This is a genomic window from Aeromonas sp. DNP9, from assembly GCF_001728955.1.
Taxonomy (GTDB): domain Bacteria; phylum Pseudomonadota; class Gammaproteobacteria; order Enterobacterales; family Aeromonadaceae; genus Aeromonas; species Aeromonas veronii.
In genome coordinates, this window is record NZ_LYSQ01000047.1 from 1 (window position 1) to 13,251 (window position 13,251).

At 59.6% G+C, this 13,251-nt stretch carries 13 protein-coding genes and 2 tRNA genes; 5 read left to right on the forward strand and 10 right to left on the reverse strand.

What is annotated here, in order from left to right:
- Positions 1–224 precede the first annotated feature (224 nt).
- A complete protein-coding gene (locus tag A9G06_RS20705; protein WP_069556487.1) occupies positions 225–692 on the reverse strand; it encodes a hypothetical protein in 468 nt (155 codons plus the stop codon).
- 496 nt (positions 693–1,188) lie between these two features.
- On the opposite strand from A9G06_RS20705, the gene A9G06_RS20710 reads away from it, so the two are divergent.
- Positions 1,189–1,533, forward strand: a complete 345-nt coding sequence (locus A9G06_RS20710) for a DUF805 domain-containing protein (protein ID WP_069556488.1) — start codon at positions 1,189–1,191, stop codon at positions 1,531–1,533.
- A gap of 164 nt (positions 1,534–1,697) precedes the next feature.
- On the opposite strand, the gene A9G06_RS20715 is transcribed toward A9G06_RS20710, so the two are convergent.
- The 3 genes from A9G06_RS20715 to A9G06_RS20725 form a co-directional block, all read right to left on the reverse strand.
- On the reverse strand, positions 1,698–2,378 hold the full coding sequence (locus A9G06_RS20715; RefSeq protein WP_069556489.1) for a hypothetical protein: 681 nt from the start codon (positions 2,376–2,378) through the stop codon (positions 1,698–1,700).
- 148 nt (positions 2,379–2,526) lie between these two features.
- Positions 2,527–3,912, reverse strand: coding sequence for an ATP-binding protein (locus A9G06_RS20720; protein ID WP_069556490.1), 1,386 nt, complete (start codon positions 3,910–3,912; stop codon positions 2,527–2,529).
- Positions 3,912–4,586: a response regulator transcription factor gene (locus A9G06_RS20725; RefSeq protein WP_041201856.1), complete on the reverse strand. Its 675-nt coding sequence runs from the start codon at positions 4,584–4,586 to the stop codon at positions 3,912–3,914. The genes A9G06_RS20720 and A9G06_RS20725 overlap by 1 nt, the downstream gene beginning before the upstream one ends.
- A gap of 199 nt (positions 4,587–4,785) precedes the next feature.
- On the opposite strand from A9G06_RS20725, the gene A9G06_RS20730 reads away from it, so the two are divergent.
- Positions 4,786–5,466 (forward strand): polymer-forming cytoskeletal protein, encoded by a 681-nt coding sequence (locus A9G06_RS20730; RefSeq protein WP_069556491.1) that lies wholly within the window; start codon positions 4,786–4,788, stop codon positions 5,464–5,466.
- Positions 5,467–5,553: 87 nt separating this feature from the next.
- On the opposite strand, the gene A9G06_RS20735 is transcribed toward A9G06_RS20730, so the two are convergent.
- On the reverse strand, positions 5,554–6,102 hold the full coding sequence (locus A9G06_RS20735; RefSeq protein WP_069556492.1) for a cytochrome b: 549 nt from the start codon (positions 6,100–6,102) through the stop codon (positions 5,554–5,556).
- A 288-nt stretch (positions 6,103–6,390) separates the two neighbouring features.
- Positions 6,391–7,095, reverse strand: a complete 705-nt coding sequence (gene tsaA / locus A9G06_RS20740) for a tRNA (N6-threonylcarbamoyladenosine(37)-N6)-methyltransferase TrmO (RefSeq protein ID WP_069556493.1) — start codon at positions 7,093–7,095, stop codon at positions 6,391–6,393.
- A gap of 213 nt (positions 7,096–7,308) precedes the next feature.
- On the opposite strand from tsaA, the gene A9G06_RS20745 reads away from it, so the two are divergent.
- Positions 7,309–8,307 (forward strand): NAD-dependent epimerase/dehydratase family protein, encoded by a 999-nt coding sequence (locus A9G06_RS20745; protein WP_069556494.1) that lies wholly within the window; start codon positions 7,309–7,311, stop codon positions 8,305–8,307.
- Between the two features lie 145 nt (positions 8,308–8,452).
- Here the strand turns inward: A9G06_RS20745 and A9G06_RS20750 are convergent, their stop codons facing one another.
- From A9G06_RS20750 to cydD, 4 genes are all read right to left on the reverse strand, one after another.
- Positions 8,453–8,839 (reverse strand): DUF488 domain-containing protein, encoded by a 387-nt coding sequence (locus A9G06_RS20750; RefSeq protein WP_069556495.1) that lies wholly within the window; start codon positions 8,837–8,839, stop codon positions 8,453–8,455.
- 9 nt (positions 8,840–8,848) lie between these two features.
- Positions 8,849–9,220, reverse strand: coding sequence for an Rcs stress response system protein RcsF (rcsF, locus tag A9G06_RS20755; RefSeq protein ID WP_013723982.1), 372 nt, complete (start codon positions 9,218–9,220; stop codon positions 8,849–8,851).
- 163 nt (positions 9,221–9,383) lie between these two features.
- Complete coding sequence (gene cydC / locus A9G06_RS20760; protein ID WP_069556496.1) at positions 9,384–11,114, reverse strand: cysteine/glutathione ABC transporter ATP-binding protein/permease CydC; 1,731 nt, start codon at positions 11,112–11,114, stop codon at positions 9,384–9,386.
- A complete protein-coding gene (gene cydD, locus A9G06_RS20765; RefSeq protein WP_069556497.1) occupies positions 11,107–12,876 on the reverse strand; it encodes a cysteine/glutathione ABC transporter permease/ATP-binding protein CydD in 1,770 nt (589 codons plus the stop codon). Before cydD ends, cydC begins: the two co-directional genes overlap by 8 nt.
- Positions 12,877–13,077: 201 nt before the next feature.
- Between cydD and A9G06_RS20770 the strand changes: the two genes are divergently transcribed.
- Positions 13,078–13,151, forward strand: a tRNA-Gly gene (locus tag A9G06_RS20770).
- Positions 13,152–13,166: 15 nt separating this feature from the next.
- Positions 13,167–13,241: transfer RNA gene (locus A9G06_RS20775), tRNA-Gly, on the forward strand.
- The last annotated feature ends 10 nt before the right edge of the window (positions 13,242–13,251 follow it).

Here is a 13,251-nt window from a genome sequence, read left to right on the forward strand (position 1 = left end):
AACGCCGTTATCAAGCTCCCCCATGACGGCAGGTAAATCGGAGGAAGGCACAATGATATAACCGGTTAGCACAACCATATTTATCTCTTTGGTGGGCAACATTGTTGGATGTATTATCGAATCAAGGTCGGATGTTTTTTATTTATTGTGAAATCACCCAGCCTCTCTTTATATTGTAAATATCTAGCCAGTACCAAATAAATTAAATCCATAAGGTCAGGGGGCTACATGGTGGTTACCGCTATCTGCTGTAGTTTTTGTTGGTGCGGACTGGACTGACGAATAAAATAGCCAATGCACTCTTCATCGCGCTCATCGAGACAGATTAACAACTGATCTTCCGATGGCGAAAATTTCAGATAGTAGACGTAGTCGGTATCCTCATTCTGGGACATGTCCAGGCAGTCTTTGCCACCATTTTCATTGAGAATATGTTCTTCCAGTCGGTAAAATCCGGAAGCGGATGGCTCGCGCTCAATAATATAGGATGATTCGATCTGCTGTTGATTTGACGAAGTATAGAGACGACCATCCGCCCTGAAGTCGTACTCTTCATAACAGCTGGTATCGGCAAAATTGAGGCGCCATACCCCGATAACCGGATGAGCATCGCTGTTAATGGTCGTAAGGTTCTGGCCAGCATGGAGATTTATGCTGAAGAGAATGGAGAATATAGCCGCTGTCTTGTTCATCTGGTCATCCCTGATATCCATGCGCTGTTATTGAGCCTGGCTTGCCAACGTAGCGTTTATCCAGTTACCGCACTGTTGGCTGCCGTTATCCAGCTTCCATTCTTCCGCTGCCATTCGTCACCGTAACTCCCTTTGCGGCTTTCGGGGCGGAAACACCGCCTATGGGTTCTGCTGCAAAGCCCTTATTGTGCGCGTTTGCACGATGAAAAGTTATCAAAAATTATCAAAGATCTTTAAAACCCGCGGCCTGTCACACTGCGCAAAGCCAGAGCTGGCACCGCTGGCGGTGCTAATCGGTCATATTCACTATTAACGGGGTATTCTCTTTTATATTTTATAATAAAAATTGCCTTGCTGATTATCACAATGTCCAATTATCTTTGTATGGCCGCAGCAGGTTATGACAAGCGACCAACACCAATACCGATGGTTTTGCTATCGCTTATTTATGTCTCCTTCGTGCAAAATCAACATAGACGCAGAAGCTGGAGTTTTTATGAACTGGTATTTTCGTGCATTTCAGAAATTTACTGATTTCAAAGGACGGGCCTCGCGCAAAGAATATTGGATGTTCGTTCTTATCAATACCGTTATTTGTGTCATCCTCTCACTGCTGGCCAAGCAGCTGGATTATGGCTACAAACTGATGGGCGTATATGGTCTCTTTATTATTGTGCCCTGCTGGGCATTGAGCGTGCGCCGTCTGCACGACATTGGTCGAAATGGCTGGTTTTTGCTGCTGGGATTAATCCCGATTATCGGCCCGCTGATGGTGCTTTTTTTCAAGGCAAAGCGCGGCAATCCCTATTCAAATCGCTATGGTGCCGTCCCTTTTATCTGAGTAAACACCGACAGAAAGCTCTCCCGTGTAGCAAGCCGGCCGGACGAAATGAGATAGTCCGGCCTCTTTTATTGGTCGCTTGCGAGAGGGATATCACTTATTGCCGATGGCCATTTTTCTGCCATATCCGTATGTCGACAACCGCTTGCAGTATCAGTGCCGGGTTATTGACCGTTGTCCGCATCCAGAGGGAAGGCGAACAGATCCCGGCGGTAGGTCTCGACCACCAGACTGAACGGCGTGCCATCCTCCCGTGAAAGCAGGGCGCGGTGCTGCAATACCTGATCGGGGATGGTCAGCGGTGCCTTGCTGGTGGCAATGACGGGCATCTTCATCTCCCAGCCATCCGGCAGGGGTGACCAGAGCAGGGTGGAGGAGAGTGTCTTGCGGCTGAAGTTGAGCGCCTTGACCGCGAGCCCGAACGGGGTGTCACTGCTGTCGAGCAGCTGGTTCATCTCCGGAGTGAGGCGGCTTTTGACATACCAGTTGTCCGCTTCCGAGAAGATATGATCGCCGCAAGTTAGCTGCACCCGGCGATAGCCCACCGGCTCATCGGCGCCGATCTTGAACAGCTCACGGGTGGCGGCATCGGCTGGTTTGCGTGTTGTCTGGTCACGCAGGGCGCGAATGCGCGGCTTGCCCGCCATCTTGTGGTCGGCGCACCAGTTTTGCAGGGTGACGGTAGCACTCGGGTTGCTCAGCAAGGTTGCGTTGAGGGTTTGCAGCAGGGCCTGTGCCTTGAGACGGGTCATGGGGCCATCTTGCCAGCCATCGGGGGCCTTCTCTTGCGCCTGTGCGGCGCCGTGGCAGAGCAGGGCGGCCAGCAATAGCATTCGGATCTTCATGTTTTCATTACCTTTCCCGATTTTTTGTGACCGGATTGTAACATCGAGGGACATGAATGCGACCAATATGTGGTCTGATGAGCAAAGGGCTGCGGGCCGCTAAAGGGCCCGCAACGGAGAGATTTCAAGGGGGGAGACTGGCGTGCTGTCAGGGGAGATCCAGGGTAAAGCGGGCGCCGCCGAGGGGGGATTCATCGACCCGGATCTGGCCGCCGTAGCTGTGGACGATTTCGGTGACCACCGCCAGACCTATGCCCTGACCGGGTGAACTGTCTGCCCGCACGCCGCGCTGGAAGATCTGCTCCGATTTGGCCGGATCGATTCCCGGGCCATCATCTTCCACTTCGATACGCAGCCGCTCGAGATGGCGGCGCACCGTCACCTTCACTTCGCTGATGGCAAACTTGCAGGCGTTGTCGAGCAGGTTGCCCATCAGCTCCATCAGGTCGCCCTGTTCGCCGTGGAAGAGGGCGTCATCGTCGAACTTGAAGTGGGTTTGCAGCTTCTTGTGGCGATAGACCTTGGTCAGGCTGGCCAGCAGTTTTTCAATCAGCGGCACCGGCTCGGTGCCCTTGCTGGCAAGGCGCTGGCGGCCGGTCACGGCCCGTCTGAGCTGATACTGGATCATCTGATCCATGGTGAGGATCTGCTCGTTGATGTTGTCGTGGATCTCCCGCCCCAGCTTCACTTCGCGGGTGGTGATCTGGATCAGCGCCAGCCGGGTTTTCAGGCTGTGGGCGAGATCGTTGAGGGCGTGCTGGTAGCGCTGGGTCTGCTGGCGTTCGTTCTCCAGCAACTGGTTGACCGAGTCGGTCAGCGGTGCCAGTTCCCGTTCGAATTCGTTTGACAGCGCATCGCGCTTGCCAGCCCGGATATCGTCGATCTGACGGGCGATGGTGCGCAGGGAGCTGAGGCTCCAGAAGGTGGTGAGCAGCAGCAGCCCGGCCAGCAGCATATAGGCGAGCAGCGCCTGTTTGGCGGTCTGGTAGAGGTAGGTGCGGGACTCTTCGTGATAGCGTTTGGCCGAGTCTATCATCACCACGTAGTAGGCGGTGGTGCCGCTGCCGGGATTGCGGATAAACCGCAGGCTGTAGACGAAGTAGCTCTCGCCGTTCTTGATGGTGTGCTTCTTGAAGAAGTAGTCGAGATCCATCCCCCCCAGATACTTCATCAGATCGCCGCAGATGGTCTGTTTGGCCTTGATCACCTCCGGCATATGGAGGCTCGACCAGACCAGATCGCCATCGGCGCGGCAGATCAGGGTATCGAGGTTGCGATCCCCCGCACCACGGGATATCCGCCCCAGCTCGACGTTCGACCCCTTGTCATCCGGCTCGGTGGAGGAAAACAGCTTGGCCAGGTTCTCCTGCATCCGGGCGCTGGCCTTCTGGGTCTGCTCCTCGACGTGGCCAAGATAGAGGGCGTAGACGGCAAACCCCATGATCAGCGCGATGACCAGCAGCGAGCTGAGCAGCAGTTTGATGTGCAGTGAGCTGCGGATCATCTTGATGGGGCGCGGCAGATGAAACTGCATCAGTTACAGGAGAGGTTGAAGATATAACCCTGACGCCGGATGGTGGAGATGGGTTGAATCGTCCCCTCCGGATCCAGCTTCTTGCGCAGGCGGCTCACCATCACCTCGATGGTGTTGGGGTCCCCTTCGCCGTCACCGTAGAGCTGGTCGAGCAGTTGCTGCTTGGAGACCACCTGACGGGCATTGCGCATCAGGTACTCCAGAATGAGGTATTCAAAGCTGGTGAGCACCGCCACTTCACCGGCGATGGTCAGCTCCTTGCGGGAGAGATCCAGCTCGTAATCACCGGCTTTCACCCTGGGCGAGATAAAACCGGCGCTGCGGCGCACCAGCGCATTGAGTCGGGCCAGCAGCTCATCTTTCTGGAACGGTTTGACCAGATAGTCATCAGCACCTGCTTCCAGTCCTTCGACCTTGTCCTGCCAGTTGCCACGGGCGGTCAGCACAATGATGGGGAAGGGGATCTGCCGTTCGCGAAGTTGCCGGATCAGTTGCAGGCCGTCCATATCGGGCAGACCGAGGTCGATGATGGCCACATCAATGGGATAGTCGGCGGCGTAGTGCAGTGCAATCCCGGCCTGGTCGGTGCTGTAGACCTGATTGTCGGCTTCGGTCAGCAGAGAGGAGAGGTGGTGATTGAGCAGCTTGTCGTCTTCGACCAACAGAATTTTCATGATGTGAGCGGTCATAGGGATCCAGGCTGTCAATTAGAAAGTGTATGTCGCTTCGAGTCAATTCGAATCCTAATGCATCCCGGCTGTATCGGGACTGAATCAGCGGGACTTCAGAGTTCGCGCCAACTGGTCGTTTAACCATGGTCCGGGTTGTCGATGGCATGCTGGTCGGCAGCCATGCTACGAAAGGTTTAATGTGATGAGAGAGATGGCCGGAAGGCTGCTGGCGCGACTGCAACAGCGTGAGCGCAGCGACCTCCTCTATATTGTCTGGCTCTGCTGGGGGGCAGCCTTGCTGCTCTACGTGCTGGGGTCGCCCTGTTTTCTGTGGCCAGTGGCGCCGATGCCGCTGGTTCTGCTTGTGTGGTTGATGGAGAGAGTACGGATGTTTGGAAGAAACAAAGGTGGTGCGGCTACTGGGTCGGCCGGGACCACTGTGATTGCAGCCGGTGCCCGCTTCAAGGGTGAGTTGCAGGTGGAGGGGGATCTGGAGGTGCGCGGTCAGGTCAATGGCACCATCCAGCTCATCGATGGTGTGCTGCGCATCATGCAGGGTGGTAGCGTTGAGGGGGAGGTAAGTGCGCCCCACGTGATCATCAATGGTCTGCTGGAAGGCACCTGTACCTCCGCCGAGGTGGAGATCCTGGAGAGCGGCAAGATGCAGGGGATCTTCAAGGGGGGCAGTCTCTCCATCTGCAAAGGAGGCAACTTTGTTGGCCAGTCCCAGCCCACCGTGGCCGGCAAGGCCGATCCCGTGTTGCAAGCCTTGTCTGAAAACAGTTCGTCCGGGAGCAAGCCGCCGGAGAGCAAGAGCAATGTGAAAAAGCTGCAGCACGAGCCGAAAGGCAAGCCGACCGAGGAGCTGACCAAGCAGGCGTGATGCCGTTTGCCAGCTGTGCAGATGACGGTTGTTCAGGAAAACAGAGAGGGGGCCACGATGGCCCCCTCTGCGTTTCTCTGTCACCCGTTAGCTGCGGCGCGGCGGCAGCATATTGGTGAGGGTGTTGTCTTTGAGAATATGGTGGTGATAGAGGGCCGCCACCGTGTGCAGGCCGATCAGGGCGTAACCGATATTGCCCAGCGTCTCGTGTACCTCCTTGATCAGCCCCTTGAGGTCCGGACTGGGGGAGAGCAGAGCTGGCAGCTCAAGCCCGAAGAAGGGGATGGGCTTGCCCGCGGCGCTTAGCAGCAGCCAGCCAAACAGCGGGGTGAGAATCAGAAAACCGTAGAGGGTGAGGTGGGCCAGTTTTGCCAGCTTGTGCATGATCGGGGAGAGCTCGGGCACGATACGCGGTGTCGGGCTCATCCAGCGCAGGGCCAGTCTGACAAACACCAGGGCGAAGATAAGCAGCCCCAGCATAAAGTGCCACTCCTTCATCAAATCACGGCCAGGGTCCCCTTTAGGGAAAATATCGCGAAATTCGATCAGAGCGTAGACGGCGATCATGGTCCACAGGGTCAGCCAGTGCAGCCCGATATTCAGGGTGCCATAACGTTGTTCACTGTTCATCAGCATAGGTTTGTTCCTTCGAAGTGCTGTCACATCCGTGTGGCATCCCCGCACTCAAGCGTGTCGGGGCGAGGCCAGATCCTTTGGCGGCAACAGGCTGGCTGCCATGCTTGCCATCAACCGGCAGCCTGCGGCTGACCTCAGTCAGAGAGGAGATGCCCTCTGCTGTGTGCATGGTATCACTGGCAACCGGGGGGATAGTCTGATCAATGCCACACAATTTACAGGCTCATTAAGCCCCTTGTGACGTGAAGAAGGCGTGAAATCGCATCCCTGATGTCGGCCTGCCCAGGTTCAGGCGGGCTCGATGGCCAGCACCACGCAATCCGGCTCGCTGATGCGAAAACGGACGTTGCAGTCAAACAGCCGCACCCCGTACTCCTTCTCATCGGGCTTGCCCTTCTTGTAGGCCGGGCGCGGATCTTGCGCCAGCACTTCGCTCACCAGCTGGCGCAGCTCGGGGTGAGCCTTGAGCCAGGGTTGCAACTGCTGCTCGGCCTCGGCACTGAAGCTCACCGCCAGCAGCGGGGTGGGGGCGTCGGGGGCAAAACCACCACGGGCATCCGGCAGGCTGTCGGCATAGGGAATATAGGGTTTGATATCGACGATGGGGGTGCCATCGAGCAGATCCACCGCCCCCAGCTCCAGCCACAGCTTGCCCCGCTCGCGACCGACCCCGTGCAGCTCGACCACCGAGAGACCTAGCGGATTGGGGCGGAAGGTGGAGCGAGTGGCAAAGACGCCGACCCGTTCGTTGCCGCCAAGTCGTGGCGGGCGCACCGTCGGGTGCCAGCCCTGCACCATGGTCTGATGAAAGACGAAGCTGAGCCACAGATGGGAGAACTGCTCGATGCCGCGCAGCACATCCGGCTGATCGTAAGGGGGGAGCAGCTCGAGGCGGGCGCGGGCCGATTTGACCAGTCCGGGCTGGCGGGGGATGGCGAACTTCTCCTTGTAAGGAGAGCGGATGATCCCGAGGGTGTCGATTTCGAACTTCATGGCGGATCCTGACTGAAAACCCCGGTAATTTAGCACAAGCGGCCCCAAAACGCAGGTTCGGCCTCATTACGACCTTTTCTGCGGCGCTGCCGTGATCCCTGTCCCATCCCGGCCAGTCGGGGGCTGTGCCCGCGCGCCAAGTTGCGTAGGGTGGAGGCAACTGGCGTGTCAGGATGAAATGTGCGCACATGCGCCGAAGGGGGAGGGAGAGGGATGAAACTGCTGATTATCGGTGGCACCGGCTTTTTGGGGCGCCACCTAACCGCGCTGGCACTGGATTGGGGCCATGAAGTGACCCTGTTCAACCGCGGCCTGCACCAGCATCCGGACTGGCGCGATCTGGTGCAGCTTACCGGCGACAGGGACAAGAGCCTGAGCGCCCTGCAAGGGGCCGGGTTGCAGTGGGATCTTGCCATCGACACCTGCTGCTATCGCCCCGAGCAGGCGGCGAGCCTCTCGGCCGCCTTGCTCGGGCGCTGCGCGCGGCTCATCTTTATCTCCACCATCAGCGTCTATCGCGATTTCTCACTGCCCGGAATGGATGAGTCGGCGCCGTTGCATGCCATCCCCGAAGGGGAAATGCCCACTGACTATGGCTCGCTCAAGGTGTTGTGCGAGGCCGAGTATCACGCCCGCTGGGGTGAGCGGCTTTGCATCCTGCGCCCGGGCGTGCTGTGCGGCCCCCATGATCCCACCGGGCGCATGGCCTGGTGGATTAAGAGGGTGCAGCAGGGCGGGCCCTGGTTGCTGCCGGGCAGTGGCGAGGATCGCTTGCAGTATCTCGATGTGCGCGACTGCGCCGAGTTTGTGTTGCGTGCGGCGGAGCAGCAGTTGGGGGGCACATTCAACTTGCTCAAGCCCGGCATTACCCTCTGCGACTGGCTGGAGCGGCTGAGCGCCCGGTTGCAGCCCGCCCGCCCCATCCAGCCCGAGTGGTTGCCCTGGTCGACCCTGATGGCGGCCGGTATCGAGCCCTGGCAGAGCTATCCCACCCTCTTGCCCTGCGCGCAGGCGGAGTTTACCGGTTACGGTTCTATAAGCGCCGAGGCGGCCATCGTGAAGGGATTGAACTTCCGGCCGCTGGAGGAGACCGCCGCCGACCTTGCCAATTGGCTGGCCATCGAGCCTGCCGCCGGGGTGGCGGAACATGCTATGACTCAGGCCGAGGAGACTTCGCTACGGCAGCAACTGCTGGAGCCCAGTCTGCAATAGGAGAGGTGCATCGAGCCGCTGCTGCCGAGCGTGGCGCGGCAGGTGTGAATACAACGAGAGAGGGCATCCCGCGGGATGCCCTCTCTCTGTCCATGCCTGATTGAGGCTGACGCGATTCCCCATCGTATCGCCCTTGCTCGCCGCACTAGCGAATGGCGGCCCCCGCAGCTACCAGCAGTTCTTTCAAAATGGCGCGATGGCAGCGGGATTCCTGCTTGCAGTAGCAGCCCACCGACAGATTGGTTGTGTGGGAGAGGGCGGCCAGCAGCGCCAGATCATGTCTGGCGGCTGGTTGCGCCATCTCGGCCTTGTACTGTTTGCCAAACGCCGCCCACTGGGCGGGTGTCTCGGCTGCCTGCCCCAGCTTCATGGTCTCGCTGCTGGGCGCCAGGTTGGGAAACCAGACGTCATACCAGTTCTGGCTGGCAAATTCGCTCTTGGGTACGCCGCGGGGCGGGCGGCGCACCGTACCGATGCGCAGTCCCTCATCGGGCAGTCGCGGGCTGCCAAGGCGAACGATAGCGAGGGCCATGACAGCGAGTTACTTCTCTTCGGCCACTTTCAGCGCCTGCCCGTAGCAGATCACCTGTTTCAGGCAGCCCGGGGTGTCGCTGAATTCGGCACACTTGTCGATGGTGACGCCGTTGCCACCCATGTCGGCGGCGCGGCGGCGGGCCAGGGTGCGCGCTTCACCGGCGTTGGGCACCGGCTGGTTGGCATCGGCCTGGCAGGATTCACCCTCGATGGTGCCGAGGTAGAGGTAGTTGAGGTCAGCCAGCTCATCCTGTTCGTAGATGCGCACGCTACCGGGCTTGAAATATTCGTCGAAGTTCTCTTTATCCAGATTGCTGTTGAAGGCGTAGTTGGCACAGCCGGAGGCAATCAGGGGCATCATCAGGATCAGGCGTTTCATCGTCTCGTATCTTGTGTCGGTGATGAGGACAGTAGAAATGCGCAGGCGCTCCATGTCGGCATCTTGTTGAATAATGAGGGGGACATTATAGGGGCCAGCCGCCTGCGGCGACCAGCCCCGTTTTGCGCCCGGTTGTCAGGGTGTGAGCCCCATCAGCCTGATATCAAACCGGAGCCAGCCGCTGATAGAGGCTGCGGTAGTAATCATCCGCCAGCAGCTCGTTGTGAGGGGCGCAGAGGCGGATCTGTCCCTCTTCCATCAGGGCAATCCGATCCATCTGTTCCATCCCCAGCAGACGGTGGGAGATGAGCAGCAAGGTGCGATCAGCCCCGAGCCGGAACAGCAGATCCATGATCTCCCGCTCGGTCTGACTGTCGAGCCCTTCGGTCGGTTCGTCCAGCAGCCAGAGCGGCGCATCGTGCAGCAGGGCGCGGGCGATGCCGATACGGCGACGCTCGCCACCGGAGAGGGGGCGGCCGCCGTCACCGAGCCAGGCGTCGAGGCCCGCCTCATCTTCCAGCAGATTGGCCAGTCCGACCTGGGTCAGTACCGCAATCAGCTGCTCGTCAGTGGCGGTCGGGGCGGCCAGCTTGAGGTTGCCCCGCAGGGTATCGGCAAACAGGTGCACCCGCTGGCTCACCACCGAGATGGAGGCGCGCAGCGCCCCTTCGCTGTAGTCGGTGAGCGGCTTGCCATCGAGCAGGATCTTGCCAGCCTGCGGGCTCCACTCCCGGGTCAGCAGCCCCATCAGGGTCGATTTGCCGCAGCCGGTCTGGCCCAGTAGCGCCAGCTTCTCACCGGCGTGCAGTTGCAGGGTGCAGCCACGCAGCACCGGCTGGGGGTTGCCGGGGTAGCCAAAATAGAGGTCATTGATCTGCAGGGCGCCTGCGGTGGCATGGGTCTGCTCGTCGCCCCACACGGGGGCTTTTGCCTCTTGCAGGATCTCGTTCAGGCGGCGTGCCGAGGTGAGGCTGGTGGAGAGGTGCTGGAAAGCCCCCGCCAGCGGCATCAGTGCCTCGAAGCTTGCCAGGGTGGCAAAGACCATCAATGCGGTAATGGGGTCGGGCGCAGCACCCGCTACCCCATGACCGGCCAGCCAGAGCATCAGGGTCAGGGTCCAGCCGCTCAGCAGTTGCACCGAGAAGTTGGCCAGCCCGCTCACCTTGGCCATCCGGGCCTGCGCGACGAGCAGCGCCTGTTCGGCCTGTTGCAGCTCAACCAGCGCCTTGGGGGCGGCGGCAAACATCTGCAGCTCGGCCTGACCATCCAGATAGTCCACCATCCGGGTGCGCAGGGTCGATTTTTCGGCAATCAGCGCCTGACCGGGGCGACGGCCGAGGAAGTAGAACACCAGCGGCAGGGCAATCATGCCAAACAGCAGAATGGCCCCCAGGGTGAGGGCGAGGCGGCTGTCGAAAAACGACAGGAAGAAGACCAGTCCGGCGGTGCTGAGCAGGGCCGCGCCTATGGGGGTGATCAGCCGCAGATAGACGTGGTCCATCGCATCGATGTCTGCCACCAGTCGGTTGAGCAGATCCGCCTGACGGAAACCGGCCAGGGTACCGGTGGAGAGCGGCGAGAGTTTCTGCCAGAACCAGACCCGCAGTCGGGTCAGTACCCGGAAGGTGGCGTCGTGGCTCACCACCCGCTCACCCCAGCGACCGGCGGTGCGAACGATGGAGAAGAAGCGCACCCCGCCCGCAGGGGTCATGTAGTTAAAGGCATGGGTCGTCGCAACGGTCATCCCCGCCACGGCTGCGGCGGAGAGGAACCAGCCGGAGAGGGAGAGCAGCCCCATGCCGGCGGCCAGGGTCACCAGCGCCAGCAGCAAACCAATGGTGAGGCTGAGCCAGTGTTGGCGATAGAGGCGCAGAAACGGCAACAGATCACTCATCGAGAGAACCTCCGGAACGTTGGGAGAGCAGGCGGGCAAAAGGCCCCTGCCCAGAACTAAGTTGCTGGAAGCTGCCTTGCTCCACCAGCTGGCCGCGGGCCAGCACCATTATCTTGTCCATCTTGGTCAGCTGGTCGAGACGGTGGGTGATCATCAGCAGGGTCTGGCCAGCCATCACTTGCTCAAGGGTGGTCATGATGGCGCGCTCGGAGTGGCGATCCAGACTGGCGGTCGGCTCATCGAGCACCATCAACTGGGTTGATTTGAGCAGGGTTCGCGCCAGTGCGAGGCGCTGGGCCTGACCGACCGAGAGGCCGCCAGCCTGATCGCCGACCGGATAGTCGAGCCCCTTCTCCATGGCAAATTCCCACGCCTGCGCCCGTTTCAGGGCATCTTCCAGCTCGGCATCGCTGGCCGTCGGCTTGGCCAGCAGCAGGTTGTCGCGCAAGGAGGCGTGGAACAGCTGCGGGTTTTGCGAGAGCCAGCCTAACTGCAGGCGCCACTGGCTCATGTCGAGGGTGGCAAGCTCCTGCCCGTTGACCTTGAGCTCGCCACGATAGGGAGCAAAGCCGAGCAGGGCGTTGACCAGCGAGCTCTTGCCTGCGCCGCTGACGCCGATGAGGGCGGTACGTGAACCGGCTTCCAGGGTGAAGTCGATGGGGCCGACCAGCACCTTGCCTTCGGCGCTCAGCACTTCAAGGCTTTTTGCTTCTACCTTGACCGGGCTGTCGGCATGGAACGGCGCCGTGCCTGCGGCCGGTTCGCTCACCTCGGCTTCAAGGAACTCCAGCAGCTGCTCGGCAGCGCCGATAGCCTGCGCCTTGGCGTGGTAGTGGGCACCCAGTTCCCGCAGCGGGGCGTAGAACTCGGGGGCGAGAAACAGCACGAACAGACCGGTAAAGAGGGTGACCTTGACCCCATAGCTACCAAAGTTCAGATGGTCGATATAAGAGAAGCCGAAGTAGACGGCAACCAGCGCTACCGAGATGGCGGCGAAGAACTCCAGCACGGCGGTGCTCAAAAACGCCAGGCGCAGCACCTCCATGGTGCGCTCGCGAAAATCTTCCGAGGCGTCGCGAATTGCTTCACCTTCCGCCTGGGTACGCATAAAGAGTTGCAGGGTGCGCAGCCCCTTCAGCCGATCGAGGAAGTGGCCGGAGAGACGAGCCAGCGCCTGAAAATTGCGGCGGTTGGCATCGGCGGCGCCCACACCCACCAGGATCATAAAGATGGGGATGAGGGGCGCAGTGCCGAGCAGGATCAGACCCGCCGCCCAGTTGACCGGGAACACGGCCACCAGAATGACCACCGGAATAAAGACGGCGATGGCCATCTGCGGCAGATAGCGGGAGAAGAAATCCTGCATGTTTTCAATCTGTTCCAGCAACAGGCTGGCCCAGCTACCGGCCGGACGGCGCTGAATATAGGCAGGGCCGAGACGACTCAAGCGCGTGAGCACCAGCTGGCGGATGGTCTGGCGTACCGCGCTGCCCGCCTTGAAACTGGCCACTTCGCGGCCATAGGCCAGCGCCGCTTTGCCAAGCGTCACCAGCAGCAGGGTAATAAAGAGCGTGATGGATTGCTCGGGCGTTGAGCCTTCGATGATAAAGCCGTGCAACAGGGTCGCCAGCAGCCAGGCTTGCGCCACCATCAGAATGCCCTGGCCAAGGCCAAAAGCGATGGATATCGTGATCCAGCGGCGACCGTGACTCGATTGCTTGCGCAACCAGCCATAGAGACGTTTTTGCGTTTTTTTATCCATTACCACCATCCTCGCGTCGAGTGGCGCAAGACTATCCTTGCCGTTTGGCCTTGGCAACCTTGTAAATTATCTGTGTTGAAAATGTTTGCTTGAAAAAGCAACCGTCTGTTCAATCCTTGTCCGAACAGATTGATTTATTGAAAAAAGTGGCAAAGGCGCCATTGCGCTCGGCGGCAAAATGCATATAGTAGGAGCCCTGACGCGGGTGTAGTTCAATGGTAGAACGGTAGCTTCCCAAGCTGCATACGTGGGTTCGATTCCCATCACCCGCTCCAAATTTCAGATGCCAGGCGGGCATCGTATAATGGCTATTACCTCAGCCTTCCAAGCTGATGATGCGGGTTCGATTCCCGCTGCCCGCTCCAGCTTTGTCTA

What these genes read in the sequence shown, in the direction of transcription:
- tsaA (WP_069556493.1), bottom strand. Translation starts at nt 7,095, where the DNA reads ATGAAGTTCGAAATCGACACCCTCGGGATCATCCGCTCTCCTTACAAG.
- A9G06_RS20750 (WP_069556495.1), bottom strand. Translation starts at nt 8,839, where the DNA reads ATGGCCCTCGCTATCGTTCGCCTTGGCAGCCCGCGACTGCCCGATGAG.
- A9G06_RS20735 (WP_069556492.1), bottom strand. Translation starts at nt 6,102, where the DNA reads ATGCTGATGAACAGTGAACAACGTTATGGCACCCTGAATATCGGGCTG.
- cydD (WP_069556497.1), bottom strand. Translation starts at nt 12,876, where the DNA reads ATGGATAAAAAAACGCAAAAACGTCTCTATGGCTGGTTGCGCAAGCAA.
- A9G06_RS20705 (WP_069556487.1), bottom strand. Translation starts at nt 692, where the DNA reads ATGAACAAGACAGCGGCTATATTCTCCATTCTCTTCAGCATAAATCTC.
- cydC (WP_069556496.1), bottom strand. Translation starts at nt 11,114, where the DNA reads ATGAGTGATCTGTTGCCGTTTCTGCGCCTCTATCGCCAACACTGGCTC.
- A9G06_RS20710 (WP_069556488.1), top strand. Translation starts at nt 1,189, where the DNA reads ATGAACTGGTATTTTCGTGCATTTCAGAAATTTACTGATTTCAAAGGA.
- A9G06_RS20745 (WP_069556494.1), top strand. Translation starts at nt 7,309, where the DNA reads ATGAAACTGCTGATTATCGGTGGCACCGGCTTTTTGGGGCGCCACCTA.
- A9G06_RS20720 (WP_069556490.1), bottom strand. Translation starts at nt 3,912, where the DNA reads ATGCAGTTTCATCTGCCGCGCCCCATCAAGATGATCCGCAGCTCACTG.
- A9G06_RS20715 (WP_069556489.1), bottom strand. Translation starts at nt 2,378, where the DNA reads ATGAAGATCCGAATGCTATTGCTGGCCGCCCTGCTCTGCCACGGCGCC.
- A9G06_RS20730 (WP_069556491.1), top strand. Translation starts at nt 4,786, where the DNA reads ATGAGAGAGATGGCCGGAAGGCTGCTGGCGCGACTGCAACAGCGTGAG.
- A9G06_RS20725 (WP_041201856.1), bottom strand. Translation starts at nt 4,586, where the DNA reads ATGAAAATTCTGTTGGTCGAAGACGACAAGCTGCTCAATCACCACCTC.
- rcsF (WP_013723982.1), bottom strand. Translation starts at nt 9,220, where the DNA reads ATGAAACGCCTGATCCTGATGATGCCCCTGATTGCCTCCGGCTGTGCC.